The sequence below is a fragment of the Marinococcus sp. LNHM3E3-2.2 genome (assembly GCF_056034385.1).
On sequence record NZ_JBQLIC010000003.1, the window covers coordinates 295001 to 311678 of the forward strand.

Annotated in this window: 18 protein-coding genes; 16 read left to right on the forward strand and 2 right to left on the reverse strand. The window is 48.4% G+C overall.

The features are described from left to right. Positions 1–67: 67 nt before the first annotated feature. Positions 68–706, reverse strand: a complete 639-nt coding sequence (locus ACTRXF_RS06415) for a YigZ family protein (RefSeq protein WP_474261116.1) — start codon at positions 704–706, stop codon at positions 68–70. A 230-nt stretch (positions 707–936) separates the two neighbouring features. Here ACTRXF_RS06415 and ACTRXF_RS06420 point away from each other — a divergent pair, with 230 nt between their 5' ends. From ACTRXF_RS06420 to ACTRXF_RS06480, 13 genes are all read left to right on the forward strand, one after another. Beyond that, the gene (locus ACTRXF_RS06420; protein ID WP_474261117.1) at positions 937–2070 is read left to right on the forward strand and encodes a sensor histidine kinase; all 1134 of its coding nucleotides are present in this window, start codon (positions 937–939) and stop codon (positions 2068–2070) included. Positions 2071–2129: 59 nt separating this feature from the next. Next, positions 2130–2846 carry a response regulator gene (locus ACTRXF_RS06425; RefSeq protein WP_462866373.1) on the forward strand — a complete coding sequence of 239 codons (717 nt, stop codon included), beginning with the start codon at positions 2130–2132 and terminating at the stop codon, positions 2844–2846. 132 nt (positions 2847–2978) lie between these two features. Then, positions 2979–3836 (forward strand): DegV family protein, encoded by an 858-nt coding sequence (locus ACTRXF_RS06430; RefSeq protein WP_474261119.1) that lies wholly within the window; start codon positions 2979–2981, stop codon positions 3834–3836. A 61-nt stretch (positions 3837–3897) separates the two neighbouring features. Further along, complete coding sequence (locus ACTRXF_RS06435) at positions 3898–5355, forward strand: ATP-dependent helicase ComFA (RefSeq protein WP_474261120.1); 1458 nt, start codon at positions 3898–3900, stop codon at positions 5353–5355. Next, positions 5348–6064: a phosphoribosyltransferase family protein gene (locus ACTRXF_RS06440; RefSeq protein WP_474261121.1), complete on the forward strand. Its 717-nt coding sequence runs from the start codon at positions 5348–5350 to the stop codon at positions 6062–6064. The genes ACTRXF_RS06435 and ACTRXF_RS06440 overlap by 8 nt, the downstream gene beginning before the upstream one ends. Positions 6065–6122: 58 nt before the next feature. Further along, on the forward strand, positions 6123–6527 hold the full coding sequence (locus ACTRXF_RS06445; protein WP_474261122.1) for a TIGR03826 family flagellar region protein: 405 nt from the start codon (positions 6123–6125) through the stop codon (positions 6525–6527). A gap of 133 nt (positions 6528–6660) precedes the next feature. Further along, a complete protein-coding gene (gene flgM, locus ACTRXF_RS06450) occupies positions 6661–6927 on the forward strand; it encodes a flagellar biosynthesis anti-sigma factor FlgM (protein WP_474261123.1) in 267 nt (88 codons plus the stop codon). Between the two features lie 48 nt (positions 6928–6975). Further along, the gene (locus ACTRXF_RS06455; RefSeq protein WP_474261124.1) at positions 6976–7461 is read left to right on the forward strand and encodes a flagellar protein FlgN; all 486 of its coding nucleotides are present in this window, start codon (positions 6976–6978) and stop codon (positions 7459–7461) included. Positions 7462–7494: 33 nt separating this feature from the next. Continuing rightward, the gene (gene flgK, locus ACTRXF_RS06460) at positions 7495–9096 is read left to right on the forward strand and encodes a flagellar hook-associated protein FlgK (RefSeq protein ID WP_474261125.1); all 1602 of its coding nucleotides are present in this window, start codon (positions 7495–7497) and stop codon (positions 9094–9096) included. Between the two features lie 18 nt (positions 9097–9114). After that, positions 9115–10014, forward strand: a complete 900-nt coding sequence (gene flgL / locus ACTRXF_RS06465; protein ID WP_474261126.1) for a flagellar hook-associated protein FlgL — start codon at positions 9115–9117, stop codon at positions 10012–10014. Positions 10015–10127: 113 nt separating this feature from the next. Continuing rightward, positions 10128–10580, forward strand: coding sequence for a flagellar assembly protein FliW (fliW, locus tag ACTRXF_RS06470; RefSeq protein ID WP_474261127.1), 453 nt, complete (start codon positions 10128–10130; stop codon positions 10578–10580). Further along, the gene (csrA, locus tag ACTRXF_RS06475) at positions 10574–10801 is read left to right on the forward strand and encodes a carbon storage regulator CsrA (RefSeq protein WP_022793397.1); all 228 of its coding nucleotides are present in this window, start codon (positions 10574–10576) and stop codon (positions 10799–10801) included. The genes fliW and csrA overlap by 7 nt, the downstream gene beginning before the upstream one ends. A gap of 350 nt (positions 10802–11151) precedes the next feature. After that, the gene (locus ACTRXF_RS06480; RefSeq protein WP_319630876.1) at positions 11152–11856 is read left to right on the forward strand and encodes a response regulator transcription factor; all 705 of its coding nucleotides are present in this window, start codon (positions 11152–11154) and stop codon (positions 11854–11856) included. Between the two features lie 473 nt (positions 11857–12329). Here ACTRXF_RS06480 and ACTRXF_RS06485 read toward each other — a convergent pair whose 3' ends face one another. Continuing rightward, the gene (locus ACTRXF_RS06485; RefSeq protein WP_474261128.1) at positions 12330–12797 is read right to left on the reverse strand and encodes a competence protein ComK; all 468 of its coding nucleotides are present in this window, start codon (positions 12795–12797) and stop codon (positions 12330–12332) included. Positions 12798–13076: 279 nt separating this feature from the next. On the opposite strand from ACTRXF_RS06485, the gene hag reads away from it, so the two are divergent. From hag to ACTRXF_RS06500, 3 genes are all read left to right on the forward strand, one after another. After that, positions 13077–13979, forward strand: a complete 903-nt coding sequence (gene hag, locus ACTRXF_RS06490) for a flagellin Hag (protein WP_474261129.1) — start codon at positions 13077–13079, stop codon at positions 13977–13979. A gap of 214 nt (positions 13980–14193) precedes the next feature. Next, positions 14194–14802, forward strand: coding sequence for a hypothetical protein (locus ACTRXF_RS06495; RefSeq protein ID WP_474261130.1), 609 nt, complete (start codon positions 14194–14196; stop codon positions 14800–14802). Further along, the gene (locus ACTRXF_RS06500) at positions 14789–16675 is read left to right on the forward strand and encodes a motility associated factor glycosyltransferase family protein (RefSeq protein WP_474261131.1); all 1887 of its coding nucleotides are present in this window, start codon (positions 14789–14791) and stop codon (positions 16673–16675) included. Before ACTRXF_RS06495 ends, ACTRXF_RS06500 begins: the two co-directional genes overlap by 14 nt. The last annotated feature ends 3 nt before the right edge of the window (positions 16676–16678 follow it).

Here is a 16678-nt window from a genome sequence, read left to right on the forward strand (position 1 = left end):
ACTATTTCTGGGCCGGGAACGTATTTGCCAGCGGCCGCTTCGTATTACCGGGGAAATAAATGAAAGGCTACGAGGGTTCGTCGGTTTCCACGAAGGCCTGCTCCCCTTCTTCTATCCCGGCCTGGCCGCTGCTTATGTTCACAAGCCACTCCCGGCACGTTTCCGTTTCTTCGACAGGGGTATAAAGATGAAGCTTCACCTGCTCTTCGTAGTCAATCGAATCAAGAATATAGGAGGACTTCCGGGCTTCATATTCCAGCTTGCCGAGCAGACTGTAGTCGGTAGAGACAATGAGCTCCTGCATCAGCGTACGGCGCACGATGCCGATGTGATTCAGCGCTTCGGAAACCGATGAGCCATAGGCGCGGATGAGTCCGCCAGCGCCGAGCTTTATTCCGCCGAAGTAGCGGGTGACAACGACGGCGGTATCTTTCAGCTCCCGTTTTTTCAGCACCTCGAGCATTGGTACTCCGGCAGTGCCGTTCGGCTCACCGTCATCATTGGCTTTTTGAATGTGGTCCTGCTCGCCGATCAAATACGCCGAACAGTTGTGGGCGGCGTTCCAGTGCTCTTTTTTTATCTGCTCTATGAATGAATGAGCGGTTACTTCGTCTTCTGCGCGGGTAATATGGGTAATAAAGCGTGATTTATTTATGGTAAATTCATGATGTCCGCTCTGTTTAATGGTACGATATGAAGTAAGCATACGGTAACATTCCTCCTAGGTAATGTTATTACCGTATAATATGATTGTAATGGTTGCAACATTTTGGCCAGTATATAACAGGAAACGGGCGAAAATGAAACAAAATTAGAGGTAAATATGTAAATTTGTGATTTTTCATTACATAGCGGAATAGGTCCAAACGAATATGCTAAACTATTCATGAACCGTTCCAAACGGTATTGAAAATTCGCAGGCAAGTATAGAGGGTGATGGTGGCCTTGCGAAATGCAGCAGACTTAGATCAAATTATTGACCAAATGCTTCAGACAGTAGAGAAAAGCAAAGAAGAAATTTTTGAGATCAGTGAAACCTCCAGAAAAGAACTTCACTCACTCCAGGAAGAGTTGAAGGAAATACAGGAACACATTTCGGAAACGATTGAACGCTCCGATCAGCTCGAGGTTGAAGCCAGGGTCGCAAGAAATCAGTTAGCAGAGGTAAGCAAACGGTTTCGGCAGTTCAGTGATGAAGAAGTGCAGAAGGTGTATGAAAAAGCCAACGAATCGCAGGTAAATCTCGCTGTGGTGCGCCAGGAGGAAAAACGCCTCCGCGACCGCAGGGACAATATCGAACGCCGCCTGATTCAACTGGATGAAACCATTGAACGGGCTGAAACGCTTGTTTCCCAGGTAGGCATTGTGTATAACTTTCTTGCCGGCGATCTTCAGGACGTCGGGGAATTTGTCGAAAATGCCCGGGAAAAGCATGAGTTCGGTCTGCAGATCATTGAAGCGCAGGAGGACGAGCGCAAGCGGGTGGCGCGTGAAATTCACGACGGCCCGGCGCAGACGCTCGCACACGTACTTCTCCGCTCGGAGCTTGTAGAGAAAATCTCCCGCGAAAAAAGCGCGGAGGAAGCCATCCAGGAGTTCCGGGAGCTGCGTGTGCTGATCCGCTCGAGCCTCGGGGAAGTACGCAGGATCATTTATGACCTGCGCCCGATGGCGATTGATGACCTTGGCCTCGTGCCGACGCTGCAGAAGTATCTGCGCCACCTTGAAGACAATACGGGCATGGTGACAGAGTTTACCACGAAGGGGAAAGAAGCAAGAGTCGCCCCGAACCTTGAGATCGGACTGTTCCGCATTGTCCAGGAGGCAGCCCAGAATGCCTACAAGCACGCAAAGCCGGACCTTCTCCGGGTACAGCTCGAACAGCGGCCGACGAGCATTACGATTTTAATCAAGGATGACGGCAAGGGGTTCGACGTACAAAAGGAACGGGACAAATCGTTCGGCCTTCTCGGCATGAGAGAACGTGTGAACGCGCTGGGCGGGGAGCTGACGATTGATTCCGTGGTCGGCCAGGGCACGAGAGTGAAAGTGTTTGTGCCGGTTCATTAAAACAAAAGACTGCATTAAATAACCAAAAGATAAGTGAAGCGAAGAAAGGATGAGAACGTATGCAAGAACGTATCGATGAAAAAATCAAATTGCTGTTAATTGATGACCATCAGCTTTTCCGTGAAGGCGTTAAACGCATTCTGGATATGGAAGAAAACTTTGAGATTGTTGCAGAAGGCAGTGACGGAGAAGAAGCGTTTGCTCTTGTCAACGATTATCATCCGGACGTTGTGCTGATGGATATCAACATGCCGGGTGTTAACGGCGTTGAAGCGACCAAGACGCTGATCGAACGCCACCCGGATTTAAAGGTGCTTATTCTGAGCATTCACGACGATGAGTCGTACGTGACGCACGTATTGAAAACAGGAGCTTCCGGCTACCTGCTGAAGGAAATGGATGCCGACGCCCTGATTGAAGCGGTGAAGGTGGTCGGCTCCGGCGGCGCCTACATTCACCCGAAGGTAACGCAGAATCTGATTAACGAATATCGCCGGCTTGCCCATGAAGGTGACGATCACGGCGCAGACGATACCGAAATCGGCTACAAAGAGGTGGAGTACCGTAAGCCGCTCCACATTCTGACACGCCGCGAGTGCGAAGTGCTTCAGCTGATGACGGATGGCTACAGCAACCGGATGATCGGTGAGTCTCTTTATATCAGTGAAAAAACGGTGAAAAACCACGTGAGTAATATCCTGCAGAAAATGAATGTGAACGACCGGACGCAGGCGGTTGTCGAATCCATCAAAAAGGGCTGGGTGAAAGTCCGCTAAATAAGTAAAGGCTGCCGGTGGAATATCGGCAGCCTTTTTTGCGCTTTGGCATTGACTTCCGGCGGGAAGTCCGTAAAATGAAAACGAACTCATACATGCATATTATAGACAGAACGAAAGGAGAGGGCCTGTTTGCCAAATATCGCCGTAGTTACTGACAGCACCTCGTACCTGACCCCTGAAGAACTTAAGCAGTGGAACATTCACGAAATTCCGCTCAATGTGGTGGTAAATGAAGAAACGATGCCGGAAACGGAGTGGGAGGCAGCAACTTATTTTCAGACGATGAGAAATTCGGAAACGCTTCCGACCACATCCCAGCCGTCGCCGGGAAAAATGGAGGATCTTTACCGGGAGCTCGCCCCGGAGGCCGATGACATTATTTCCATTCATTTAAGCAGCGGGATCAGCGGGACGCACCAGACAGCAGTGGCTGTTGCTGCGGACCTTGAAGACACCGTTCGCGTGCACTGCTACGACTCGGAGATCAGTGCCCGGGCCCAGGGCTATTATGTGTTGACTGCCGCCCGGATGGCTTCTGAAGGATACAATGTAGCGGACATTTTTACCGAGCTTGATAAAATCAAAGAAACGATGCGGGCCTATTTTATTGTCGAAGATCTGCGTCACCTGCAGCGGGGCGGCCGGCTGAGCGGGGCGCAGGCAATGGTTGGCAGTATGCTGCGCATCAAGCCGGTCCTCGAATTTACCGACAAAAAGATTGTGCCGTATGAAAAAGTGCGCACATCCAAAAAAGCGCTCGCCCGTATTCAGTCCCTCTTTTTGGAGGAAGCGACCAAAGGCCCGCTTGAAGCAAGCGTCCTCCATGCAAACGCCGAAGAGGCCGGGGAAGCCTTCCGCCGGCAGCTGCAGGAAGCTTCGCCGGAGTCCCGGGTCGTTCTCGAACACCTTGGGCCGGTGATTGGCACGCATCTTGGTGAAAATGCCATCGGGCTCGCCTGGTATCGTCCTGAAACCCTCTCCAAGTAATTCCGGCGGCCCCTCCAGGCCGCCTCCTCTTATACCCCTCCAACGAAAGGAACCACCTCCCATGAATATACTATCTACCTGGTTTACCGGCAGCAGACGGCCGGAGCCAACTTTTCCTTCCATTTCTTCCGTTTCTGAATCCTCTGCTTTATCCTTACCTGAACACGAACAGATGCAGGCCCACTGCAGCGGTCGGGCGCTACTCGCCCAGGAGCTTCCGTGCGATCAACAAATCATTGATACCTATGTGCAGACAGGAATGCTGCAGAAGGTGCCCGGCATCACGCAGCAGCGCTCTTTTTGGCGATGCCTGCGCTGCAGCAATCAAACCCCTGAACTGTTCGGTGCCCATGCATGTGCCTGCGGCCGCAAGCGGTGCGTCTATTGCCGGGAATGTCTCGAAATGGGACGGGTGTCGGCCTGTACGCCGCTTTACTACTGGACGGGAGCCGAAGCGGCCCCGGTATTTTCTGATCCGCTGGCATGGAACGGGCGGCTCTCGTCCGGACAGGAACAGGCGTCCCTTGCTGCTGTTGAAGCCGGCAGGCGGAAGCAGGAGCTGTACATTTGGGCGGTGTGTGGCGCGGGCAAAACTGAAATGATGTTTCAGGCAGTGGCTGAGTCACTTGCCCGGGGTGAACGGGTGCTGTGGGCGACGCCGCGGACAGACGTCGTGCGCGAGCTGTATCCGAGACTTTCCGGCGTGTTTCCAGATGTGCCGGCTGCAGCCTGGTATGCCGGCAGTTCCGATGCCTTTCCGGGAGCGCGTCTTGTGCTCGCAACGGCCCACCAGGCGCGCCGGTTTAAGCACGCCTTTGATTTGGCGATAATCGACGAGGTGGACGCGTTTCCTTATGTGTTTGACCCGGGTCTCCAAATGGCTGTACGGGCAGCATGCCGCCCACAGGCGGCAGTAGTGTATTTAAGTGCGACCCCCGGAAAGAACGAACAGCGGCGGATGAAAAGCGGAAGTCTCGCATATGTGCGGGTGTCGCGCCGGTTTCACGGGCAGCCGCTTCCGGTGCCTGTGTGCCGGTGGGCCGGAAACTGGAGACTGCAGCTCTCCCGCGGGCGGCTGCCGCATGCGCTGGTACAGTGGTGCCGGAGGCGGGACGGGGCTTTCCCGCTCTTTATATTTGTTCCATCGGTGGCGGTTATACGGCCGGCGGTGGAAGCCCTCCGGACAGAAGGCTTCCGCTGCGACGGAGTGCACGCCGAGGATGAAAAGCGTGAGGAAAAAATTACTGCTTTCCGGGAAGGGCATCTCGATATTCTAGTAACAACGACGATATTGGAGCGCGGCGTCACGATTCCAAAGGCGGACGTGGCAGTGCTGGGTGCCGATGATGATATTTTCACCGAAAGCGCTCTTGTGCAGATCGCCGGCCGAGCCGGACGGAACCCGGAACGACCGGAGGGCGATGTCGTTTTCTTCCATTACGGCCGTACGAAAGCGATCCAGCAGACGATTCATCATATTGAAGCGATGAACCGGGAGGAGGCGGCGCCCAATGAATGATGATGGCCCACTTTTATCCTTTACGAGAGGCTACTGTCTTTCCTGCCGGAAGCGGCTGCAGATGTCGTGGACGTACAATAATCTGTTTGCGTGGAAACAGGCGCAGCTGTGTGACACCTGCTCCGGGCAGCTGCCTGTAATTACCGGGGCGGTGTGTCCGGAGTGCTCGGTGCACGGAAATGGGGATCTGTGTTCCGACTGCACCGGGTGGCGCCGGCGGGGAAATGCTGAGAGATGGGTGAAAAACGTTTCGCTGTTTCATTACGATGATTGGATGAAGGCGTGGACAACCCGGTGGAAATTCCGCGGGGACGCGGTGATGGCCGCTGCGTTTTATGACGACCTTCGCCGCGCGTACCGGAAGCATTTTCGGGGTTTTATGCCGGTTCCGGTTCCGCTTGCTACAGAGCGGCTGCAGGAGCGACGTTTTAATCAGGCGGAGGTGCTTGCTGCCGGTCTTAAAATTCCATACGTTTCAGCACTCGAACGGGGGACGGGAGATGGCGAAAAGCAAAGCAAGCAGACGAAACAGAAACGACTGGAAACCGTGCGCGGATTTACCGTGCCTGCTCCTGAAAAAATTATTGGCCGAAACGTTCTGATCATTGATGATATTTATACAACCGGAGCGACGGTTCGCGAAGCGGCAGGCGTGCTTGAAGCAGCAGGAGCTGCTTCGACGGCATCGCTTACGTTAATCCGTGCTTAAACTCCGGGCTGGTTGTGCCGATATAAAAAGCAACAATGAGTCAAAGGAGAAACGAACCATGGGTGAATTAAAAAACTGTCCGTCATGCGGCAATTTGTTTGTGCAGGCGCTTCGTTCGGTCTGCCCGGAATGCCACCGGGTGGAGGAAGAACGGTTCCAAAAAGTATACACGCACGTAAGAAAAAGCAGGCATCGCCAGTCGACGATTCTTGAGGTCACTGAGGCCACCGGAGTCAGCGAGGAAGATATTTTCCGCTACATCCGCGAAGGGCGTCTGAATCTGGCGCATCTGCCGAACTTCAGCTATCCGTGCGAGGGGTGCGGCGAACCGATCCGTGAGCACCGGCTCTGCCGCACGTGCAGCGGCCGTATTTCCTCAGGCCTGGAGGCGGAGGCGAAGCAGAAAGAGTGGGAAGCCAAAAAAATTAAAGACACACGGGCGACGTACCGGGCGTGGGAATAATGAATGAGTCAAAAAGCATGTATGTATGTTAAAATTTAAGTCTTAAGTACCAAGGAAAACGACGACAATCTGGCCGATATAAAGAGTAACAAATCAGCCGGAGCGTAACGTCCGGATGGGAGGGACTTAACAGATGAAAATTCATTCCGCGCATTCCGCTAATGCCATATACCGCAGCCAGGCCGCCCAACAGCAGAAGCCGCCGCAGGGCGAGCAGGGGGGTAAGAAAGACTCCGTCGAAATTTCGAGCGCAGCCAAACAGCTGCAGCAGTCAGAGGCTATTGACCCGGCCCGGAAGGAAAAGGTTGAACAGCTGAAGGCCCAGATTGAAAACGGCACGTACGAGGTGCGGCCGCAAGAGACGGCAAAGAAAATGCAGGATTACTGGAATAATCAGTAGCAGGCCTATTTCCGGCCTGCTGATACATATACATAAAGGAGCGACCGCATGAGCGTACAGATAGTAATAGAACAGCTGAACGCACTGATCGAAGAGCACCGAGTGCTGCTCGGCATGTCCGGACAGAAGACGCAGATGCTGAAAAACGGTAACGCAGAATCCCTGCAGCAGCTTGTCCGCGACGAACGCCGGCAGGTGCAGCGCATTACCCGGATCGAGCGTGAGCGCCACCAGCAGGCCGCAGCGCTTGCAGGCGCGAGCCCTGAGGAATCTGTATCCATTGACGCCTTAAAGCCACTTGCAGACGCGGAGGAACGAACGCAGCTCGAAGCGCTGCAGTACGAACTGATTCAGGTGATGGCCGCCCTGCAGAACCAGGAGGAGCTGAACCGCGCCATGCTTGAGGATGCAATGAAATACACGCAGGTGATGCTGAGTGCCATGCAGCCGCAGGAATCGGTCCAGTACGGCCGGCAGGGACAGACGCCGCAGCGCTCAAAGCGGGAATACTCGGTTTTTGATTCACGGGCATAAGCAGCAGGTACATAGAAACGGGGAGGAACACGCATGACTTCGACATTCATGGGGCTTGAAACAGCGAAACGGGCACTCACTGCCCAGCAGCACGCGCTGCAGACGACGGGACATAACATTGCCAATGCCAATACGCCGGGGTTCACACGTCAGCGGGTCGACCTGCAGCAGAGTGATGCTTTTTCTAAAGCCGGCATGAACCAGCCGAGCACCCCGGGCCAGATGGGGACCGGCGTGGACTCCAACACGGTGGCGCGCATCCGCGACCAGTACCTTGACGTGCAGTACCGGGGCGAAAATGCCAAGCTCGGCTACTGGGAAACGAAAAACGAAAACCTCTCCCGGATGGAGGATCTGATGAACGAGCCGACTGATGAAGGCGTCGCCAACGCGATGGACGAATTCTGGAAGTCGCTGCAGGACCTCTCGTCCAATCCGGAAGATTCCGGCGCACGCTCGGTCGTCCGACAGCGCGGGGAGGCGATGGTCGACACCTTTTCCTACATATCCAACTCGCTGCAGGCGAACAAAACCGACCTGGACGCGCAGATTGATAATGAAACCGGCCAGTTTAATTCGCTTCTCAGCCAGATCAGCAGCGTGAACGAACAGATCGCCGGCGTGGAGCCGCACGGCAAGGTGCCAAACGATCTGTATGACGAACGCGACCGGCTGATTGACGAGCTTTCGTCGATGACGACTGTGGAAGTGAAGCGCAATCCGAGCGGCGGCAAGGCCAACAGCAACGCTGAGGGCACCGTCGATATTTTCATGACGAGCGACACCGGGGACCGGCTGCAGAAGCTCGTGGACGGCAATGCGCTTGCGTACCAGGAGGTGAGTGTGGAAAAATCCGCCGGCCGGAACGGGCGTGTGGAAACAGCAGGCTTCGAGTGGGCAAATGGCAAGGCGGGAACGAACATCGACAATCCGTCTGCAAATACCAACGCGTTTATGCAGTCGAGCGGCAGCATGCAGGGGCTGCATGAGGCATACGGCTACAGAAACGATGTTTCCGGGGAGGTGGAAGGCCTGTATCCGGACATGCTGAATAACATCGATACAATGGTTACGACCTTCGCGAACGCGCTGAACGATGTCCACCAGGAAGGGTGGACGATGAACGACGTGGAAGCAGGCACGAAGGGCGTGGGCATAGACTTTTTCACATTTGATGCAAATGTTCTTGAATCGAAGGGAGCAGCGAGTGCGTTGCGCGTCAGTGGCGATGTAAAAGCGGACCTGAACAATATCGCCGCAGCCTCTGCCTCGGAAAACGGCACCGGCTACGCGGGCAACGGCAGCAACGCGCTGAACCTGGCCAACGTGAAGGACGCGGATTTGAACTTTGGTGCAGGAAATGAAAACTCCACCAGTGTGCAGCGGTTCTACCAGGGCGTGATTGGCCAGATGGCTGTTGACGCCAGCGAAGCGAACCAGAAAACAAACATTACCCAGTCGCTGACCTCAAGCGCCGATGAGCGCCGCATGTCGGTGAGCGGGGTCAGCATGGATGAGGAAATGGCCAACATGATCCAGTTTCAGCACGCCTATAACGCGGCGTCCCGGAGCGTGACGACATTTGACGAAATGCTCGACCGTATCATCAACAACATGGGTCTGGTCGGCCGTTAAAAAAGGAGGAAAACGAGTATGCGAGTCACCCAGCAGATGATGAGCCAGCGGTCCAACGGCCATATCAGCCAGAGCTACGATCAGATGATGAACCTGCAGGACCAATTGTCCACCGGCAAGAAAATTACCCGTGCCTCCCAGGACCCGGTCGTCGCCATGAATGGGATGCGGTACCGCTCCCAGGTCGGGGAGGTGGAGCAGTTTGAACGGAACGTAGGTGAAGCTCACAACTGGCTTGATTCGAGTGACGCCGCTCTCGGGGAAGCGACCCAGGTAATGCAGCGGGTGCGCGAGCTCGTTACTCAGGCGTCGAACGACACGTATGAAGGCGAACAGCGCGGCAATATAGCCAAAGAAATCAGCGAGCTGAAGGAACAGCTGATCAGCTCCGCCAATTCGAAGGTCGGCGACAAATACATTTTTAACGGCTCCAATACGACGAATCCGCCGATTGACACGAATGCGGCCGAAAACGGCGTAACGGCGGACAGCTTTACCGGTCACGGCGATGCAGTGGAAATGGAGCTCATGAAGGGCATTAACATCGAGGTGAGCTCCACGCCGGGCGGGGTGTTTAACGAGCAGCTGTTTGCCGAACTCGAACAGCTGCAGGCCGATCTGGAAAATCCAGATACGACCGGTGAGGATTTGCAGGAATACCTGGGCACGCTCGATAAGCAGATGAACACCATAGTGAATGAGAGGGCCGAACTCGGCGCGCGCTCGAACCGGATTGAAATGATTGAAAGCCGGCTTGCCGATCAAAAGGTCATTTCCAACAAAATCATGTCCAACAACGAAGACGCCGATTTGGAAGAAGTCATTACCAATTTAACGAACCAGCAGACCGTGCACCAGGCAGCTCTCGCTTCGGCCGGACGTATCATGCAGACGACGCTTATGGACTTTTTAAGATAAAATTTTATAAAATGTGGGAAAATCTGTTTTATTATGAAGAGCGATTCAGTATACTGGTCTTTGTGACTGTCATCTGTTTCGCGTAGGCATTCAATTTACAAGGAGGCAGAGGAGTGGAAATCGAAACGAAGCATTTAGGTGCTGTCACAATTGAAGAAGAGGATATTACCCGTTTTGCGCAGGGTATTCCGGCGTTTGAAGACGAACGGGACTTTGTTTTTCTTCCGTTCGACGACAGCGGCAGCCTGTTTATTATGCAGTCCGTGCAACACGCGCACATTGCGTTTATTACCGCCGACCCGTTCGTGTTTTTCCCGGACTATGAGCTTGAAGTACCGGACGCAGTCACGGAACAGCTGCATATCGAAAACCCGGAGCAGGTACTTGTCTATGTCACACTGACGCTTGCAAACACACTCGAAGAAAGTACGGCGAATCTGCAGGCACCGCTTATTATTAACGTCGAACAAAAGCTCGGCAAGCAGTGGCCGATGGCACAGTCGCCGTACGAGACGAAGCATCTGCTGTTTCAGCGGACGCAGAAAGAAGGCACAGGATCATGTTAGTACTCACACGAAAGAAAAAAGAATCAATTCGTGTCGGGGATGATATCGCGATCACTGTACTCGGAATAGAAGGAGACCAGGTGAAGCTGGGTATCGATGCCCCGGAGCATATTGATATACATCGCCAGGAAGTATACGTTTCTATTCAGCAGGAAAACCGGCAGTCACTTGCGGGTGATATTACGCTTTTGCAGAAATTATCGGAAAATATCAAAAAATAATTAAATGGCTATTCATTCACTACATACAACTTACGAACTAATAAAAATACTAAAAAATATGGAAATGTATCTAAAAAATGAACAATAAGGAAATATTATAGTTCTTTATTCATATTTATGATATAATTAATTTACGATAAGTGGAAAATGCCTAGGGTCATAGGGCTTCTTGTCGGGACCTGTGAAAAAAAGGTAGAATTTGTATACGGTCGTTCGAGTTCAGGGGATTGGTTGTCCTGCTGCAGTTTACAGAGAGAAATCAACAGACAAAAACGCAGAGGGCATGCTTGGGGAAAGTGTGTTCAACAAAAAAAACATCACTTTCGGTGAGGTCTCAGGAGGAATACATAATGGCCAGGACTTACAGTCGCAACATCCCGGGAAGCAGGGTACCGATTTTATTTATCGACCTGCAGGGATCAGAAGTACTGCCGCAGGCAGCAGAATCAATGGGGAAGCTGGCTGTGCGCACGAATGGGGAAGAGTGGACCACGCTCATGCAGCGCGGTCTGCAGAAGGACACGCTTTATTACACAGCGTGCAGTGATTTGGATGCGTTTGTGCGTCTGCAGGAAGCAAAACGGGTCGGGTCCGCGTGCAGGATTGGTGTGAACCTGCCGGAGCGGCTCAGACATCTGGTGGATGAATTCATCTGCCAGGAGGTGACGATGCTTCTTGCCGCCGAGCGCGAAGAAGACGACTGGCGCAAGCATTTTATGCGCGCCACGCAGTTTCAGACGTACATCGACCCGGTATTTCAGCCGCAGGTCGTTGAACGGTACCGCCGCATGAACCAGCTTCAGGAAGAACCCCCCGAACAGCAGCTCGAACTCGACGTGCATAAAGCACGCGGCACGCTGTCCGAAGCAGAAATCAGGATTTTGGAAAAAATCCTCGAAGGCAAAAGCAACCGCAAAATTGCCGAGGAATGCTTTCTGGCAGTAGCCACCGTCAACAACCACGTCAGCCACCTGACGAAAAAGATGCAGGCCAATGATCGCACGCACACCATCAAGCGTGCGATCGAAGAAAACTGGGTCGAGTTTATTACGTGATAGAAAGGCGTAGGTCCGCCGTTCAGGAGTCTCGTACGGCTGACCACGCCCTGCCTGGACTTGTTGTCAAACAAGGAAGGCAGGGAAGGTCAACGGAACGAGCGACTGCGGACCGAAGCTAGACATCACGAAAAGCGAAGCTACCCTGTACAGCCGCTCCAGACGGCTGGGTGGCGTAGCTGGACAGTTTAAGAGAGCACAAAAATGCCGCTTAAGTCTATGTTAAATAACCCGAGGGCTCAAGCGGCGGAATTCACGCATCAAAAAATGCCGTGCTCTATATTTCAGCCCGGCATGACTTTTAGTATTATTAGCGAACATGCTGACGCAGTCTTGAAACTACTTCTTAGAATCATAGCATCGTAGCTAGACAGCAACGTCGCTGAATTTTTTTAGGCATTATACTTTTCTAACCAAGCAAACATCAACAGAGCGGGAGTCCCCAATACTCCCTGCTCTGTTTTTTTTGCTTTTTAGGCGGTGAACATGCTCTGGCAGTGACCAGTACGAAACAGCTGCTGCTGGATCATAAAGGTACTCGCTTTTGTCGGAAGAGAAGCACCGTCGGTAAACTGAATTAAAGTGCCATCATCTGAAGTAATAAACTGCCCGGGCTGCACGTGGTTATAAAAAATCCAGATGTTTTCCGGATCGCGCAGCGATGAAATCGGAAACGCATAAATGCCTTCCGATGGATTCACGGGCACCGGCAGCTTCTTGCGGATATGTAAGTAATGCTTCACCGCTTCGCTTCGTCCTTCAAAAGAAGATCCTCCCCGCAGACACCCCCGTTTAATAATAGCGGTCGGCGTACACGAAGCCGGAATACGAGCCCCGTCCTTCTCCCATATAATACTTTTCGCCTCTCCTTCAAAATGTGGCACAATCGCCATCGTGTTTTCATTTACTTCGTACTCTTCCAAAACAATAAAACTATTCATAGTTACCCCATCCTTGACTAAATTATTGCCCCACTGGAATGCCCGTAAATAAGTATACGAATGCTATGTGAAAATAACTAGTACTTTTTGCATAATATAACTAAAAGAATATTTTAAGAGAATGCCAGAAAATACTAAATACTTAAACCGAACAGCCGATATAAGGAGTGTAAGCAGGAAATGCCGAAACGCAGCGTACGGGCGTAAAAGCAAATTCTGTGACATAGGCTTACCACAAGGACGTGGAAAGTACTTACACATTCAAGGAGGAATTTTACAATGATTATTAACCACAACTTAGGCGCGATGAACGCACAGCGTCAAATGAGCTCGAACCAGAACAATATGGGTGATTCAATGGAAAAGCTATCTTCTGGTCTAAGGATTAATCGTGCTGGCGACGATGCAGCGGGACTTGCAATCAGTGAAAAAATGCGAGGCCAAATTCGTGGCTTAGAGCAGGCAGATCGTAACGCGCAGGATGGCGTATCATTGATTCAAACTGCAGAAGGAGCTTTGAATGAAACTCATAGTATTTTACAACGTATGAGAGAACTTGCTGTTCAATCTTCTAACGATACAAATACAGAAACAGATCGAGGAGAGTTACAAAAAGAACTTGACCAATTGGTAGACGAAATCGATCGTATAGCAGGAAATACTGAATTTAATACGCAAAATTTATTAGGGGCAAAAGATAGTGGAGGCGATTTCACCGGTGCTGCTCAGTCTTTCACTTTCCAAATTGGGGCGAACTCAGACCAAAATCTTGAACTCTCTATCGAATCAATGGATACTGCTCGCTTAGGCACAGCTGACGCTAGTGGTAGTATAGCTTCGGGAAGCAGTATTCAAGATTTAAAAACTCCTGCTTCTGGAACGGGAGCGCTTGAAACTCAAAGTGGTTCCAATACAGCAATTACTACTATTAATGACGCTATTGAGAGAGTTTCCAGTGAGCGTTCAAAGCTTGGAGCCTACCAGAATCGTTTAGAGCACACAATTAATAATTTAGGTACTTCAGCTGAAAATCTTCAATCTGCTGAATCTCGGATCCGGGACGTGGATATGGCGAAAGAGATGATGAATATGACAAAGAACAATATTCTCTCACAAGCTTCTCAATCTATGCTTGCTCAAGCCAATCAACAACCTCAATCAGTCCTTCAATTACTTCAGTAATATCTAGAGGCTTCGGACATCCGAAGCCTCTTTATTAATTTGAATTCTTTTAGTCATTTAGCGAAAAATTATTACTGAGAATATATTCCTATGTGTGATTGAAAATTATGTAGTTATATGTTAATAAAAATGAATAATTAAAAATAATATATTAGTTCATGTAGTAAAATAGATTTATTAACAATACGATTAAAGTTAGAGAGGAAAAGGTTCTATGGAACTTATTATTCAAGGAAAAACAATAACATTGAGTAATGAAATTCAAAGTCTTCAAACTATTGAAAACAAAGTAAATGAAGCTTTAAAAAATACTGATTATTTATTCACACATTTTGTTATTGACGGTTCAGAAGTATTTAACGAATATGAAAAATACTTTAGAGAAAATCTGTTGAGATTAAAAAAAGTTGAAGCTGTTTTTAAGACAGAATCTGCAATAATCCAGGAGTCTCTAAATTCGATTGAAGCTTATATCGAGCGGGCATTACCAGAAGTCAAAATATTTATAGAAGAGTTGTATAGTAATGAACAAGAAATAGGTTCTACAAAAACGGTTCAGTTCCTTGAAGGAATTGAGTGGATTTATACAACGGTTAAAACTATTAACCAATTAAAATTCAAACCTGAAAACTGGAAAAAAGTGCAGACTAAAATAGTTGAATTAGAGAATGTAATAAAAGAAGTAGAAGCAGTATTTGAGAATCAAGATACTATCTTGTTTGCTGATATACTTAGTTATGAAGTTGAACCTTTATTTGTCGAGATTCGAAAAGCAGCGCAGAATATCATTTACTTGGAAGGTGTACGTTATGGTTTACACTGAAAATATTGCTTTTCTTCAAAAAAATTTTTATGAGGTTCGAAATACTTTAAGGAATAATTCTGAAGAGCAAAATACACATATTGAAAAATCAAAATCAGGGGCACCGACATTAAAATTTACACAAAATGGTGAAGATATGTATTTACACAGTAAATATGATCCCTGGCGCGAGGCAGAAAGCCTCGTAAGAAAGTTTTCAAAAGAATTGAATGAAAAAACTCATATATTTTTTTATGGCGTAGGTCTTGGGTATCATGTTGAATTAATAGCTAAGCAGTATCCTCATTTATCCCTCACTTTGTATGAACCAAAAGAAGATATTTTTCAATGTCTAATTAATACGAGATCTATACATATATTAGGAAATAATTCTATTAAACAACTATTCGTAGAAACTCTAAACGTTGGAAGAGAAGAATTTTTTCATAAACACTCCGATGAATTATCGCATAATGTTTTATTCATTTCTCTACCTAGTTATGAAAGAGTTTTTAAAGAAGAATACCAAAATTTTCTAAATCTATTTGTCAGTTATTTAAAAGATACAAGATCTAACTTAAAAACTAATTATGCCTATGAGAAGTTATGGACAATAAATAGTTTAATAAACTTAAAACATACAGTTAAAACCCCAAACATACTTCAGAAAGAAAATAAGGCTCTTTTTAAAAATAGACCAGTGCTTATAGTTGCAGCTGGGCCGTCCCTATATCAAGAAATTGATAACTTAAGATATATAAAAGAAAATAAATTAGCGTATATTTTCGCTGTTGGTTCTGCAAATAACACTTTAGTAGAATACGATATTTACCCTGATGCAGTCTGTACATACGATCCTCAACCTCATAATCATATCGTATTTGGAAAAGCGATTAATAAGGAAGCCGATATTGATATTCCTATGATATTTGGGACAAGTGTTGGATGCGAAACTCTTGAAAAATATCGTGGCCCAAAAGCTTGTATGATTACTACACAGGACACAGTTTCATCATATTTCCTAAAATCAAACAAAAAACTTGGACTTCCAAAAGTCAAAGATGCCCCATCAATCGCTGTTGTCACAACAGAATTATTGTCAAAATTAGGAAGTGATCCGGTTATATTTGTCGGACAGAACCTGGCATATTTAGATGGGAAGCACTACTCTAAAGGGGTAAACTACGAGGGAAATCCTAATAAAGAAATAGATTATTCTTGGGATGATCTGCTGCAGGTTAAAAGTGTGACGGGAGAAGAAATACAAACAAATGAAAGCTTTTTAAGAATGAAAGCTGGATTGGAAAATACTATTCGTGCTTTTAGGAACACAAATTTCATAAATACGACTCAAGAAGGAGCTAACATTGAAGGCACTGTTTTCTTGGATTTGCAGGAAGTGATAGAAAAAAAACTAGAAGAACCGCAAGTAAATGTAAATTGGTACGAAAATTTAACTTTTCCTGTGGAATTAAAAGAATTCCAAAAGTCCAAAATTAAAATGGATAAAAATATTAATGAACTTACAAAGTTGTTGAATAGTATTGGAGAAACATTAAACAAAATAAACAGTTCAAAAGATGCTTTGTCTACCAAATCATTGTCTATTTTATTTAATCAGTTCGACGATCAGTTTAAAAAAATTACTAATATGGATTTCTACACATTATTTTTATTACCTATGGCTAGAGTTCAAAATAAGATAGTGGGTAATAAAGTGGAAGAACTTCGTTTTGAGAAAGATAATTTAGAAAAAGGAAAAAAGATTGTAGAAGCTTTTAAGCCTTATATTAATTTAATGAAAGAAAACCTGGAAATATTATTGCCAATATATATAGAAGTAATGACAGAAATTCAAAAAGATCAAGAAATAGAGTTAGCAGAAAAGAGTTGATAC

What these genes read in the sequence shown, in the direction of transcription:
- ACTRXF_RS06440 (WP_474261121.1), top strand. Translation starts at nt 5,348, where the DNA reads ATGAATGATGATGGCCCACTTTTATCCTTTACGAGAGGCTACTGTCTT.
- ACTRXF_RS06415 (WP_474261116.1), bottom strand. Translation starts at nt 706, where the DNA reads ATGCTTACTTCATATCGTACCATTAAACAGAGCGGACATCATGAATTT.
- flgK (WP_474261125.1), top strand. Translation starts at nt 7,495, where the DNA reads ATGACTTCGACATTCATGGGGCTTGAAACAGCGAAACGGGCACTCACT.
- hag (WP_474261129.1), top strand. Translation starts at nt 13,077, where the DNA reads ATGATTATTAACCACAACTTAGGCGCGATGAACGCACAGCGTCAAATG.
- ACTRXF_RS06420 (WP_474261117.1), top strand. Translation starts at nt 937, where the DNA reads ATGGTGGCCTTGCGAAATGCAGCAGACTTAGATCAAATTATTGACCAA.
- flgL (WP_474261126.1), top strand. Translation starts at nt 9,115, where the DNA reads ATGCGAGTCACCCAGCAGATGATGAGCCAGCGGTCCAACGGCCATATC.
- ACTRXF_RS06495 (WP_474261130.1), top strand. Translation starts at nt 14,194, where the DNA reads ATGGAACTTATTATTCAAGGAAAAACAATAACATTGAGTAATGAAATT.
- ACTRXF_RS06425 (WP_462866373.1), top strand. Translation starts at nt 2,130, where the DNA reads ATGCAAGAACGTATCGATGAAAAAATCAAATTGCTGTTAATTGATGAC.
- ACTRXF_RS06435 (WP_474261120.1), top strand. Translation starts at nt 3,898, where the DNA reads ATGAATATACTATCTACCTGGTTTACCGGCAGCAGACGGCCGGAGCCA.
- ACTRXF_RS06485 (WP_474261128.1), bottom strand. Translation starts at nt 12,797, where the DNA reads ATGAATAGTTTTATTGTTTTGGAAGAGTACGAAGTAAATGAAAACACG.
- csrA (WP_022793397.1), top strand. Translation starts at nt 10,574, where the DNA reads ATGTTAGTACTCACACGAAAGAAAAAAGAATCAATTCGTGTCGGGGAT.
- ACTRXF_RS06500 (WP_474261131.1), top strand. Translation starts at nt 14,789, where the DNA reads ATGGTTTACACTGAAAATATTGCTTTTCTTCAAAAAAATTTTTATGAG.
- ACTRXF_RS06480 (WP_319630876.1), top strand. Translation starts at nt 11,152, where the DNA reads ATGGCCAGGACTTACAGTCGCAACATCCCGGGAAGCAGGGTACCGATT.
- ACTRXF_RS06445 (WP_474261122.1), top strand. Translation starts at nt 6,123, where the DNA reads ATGGGTGAATTAAAAAACTGTCCGTCATGCGGCAATTTGTTTGTGCAG.
- ACTRXF_RS06455 (WP_474261124.1), top strand. Translation starts at nt 6,976, where the DNA reads ATGAGCGTACAGATAGTAATAGAACAGCTGAACGCACTGATCGAAGAG.
- flgM (WP_474261123.1), top strand. Translation starts at nt 6,661, where the DNA reads ATGAAAATTCATTCCGCGCATTCCGCTAATGCCATATACCGCAGCCAG.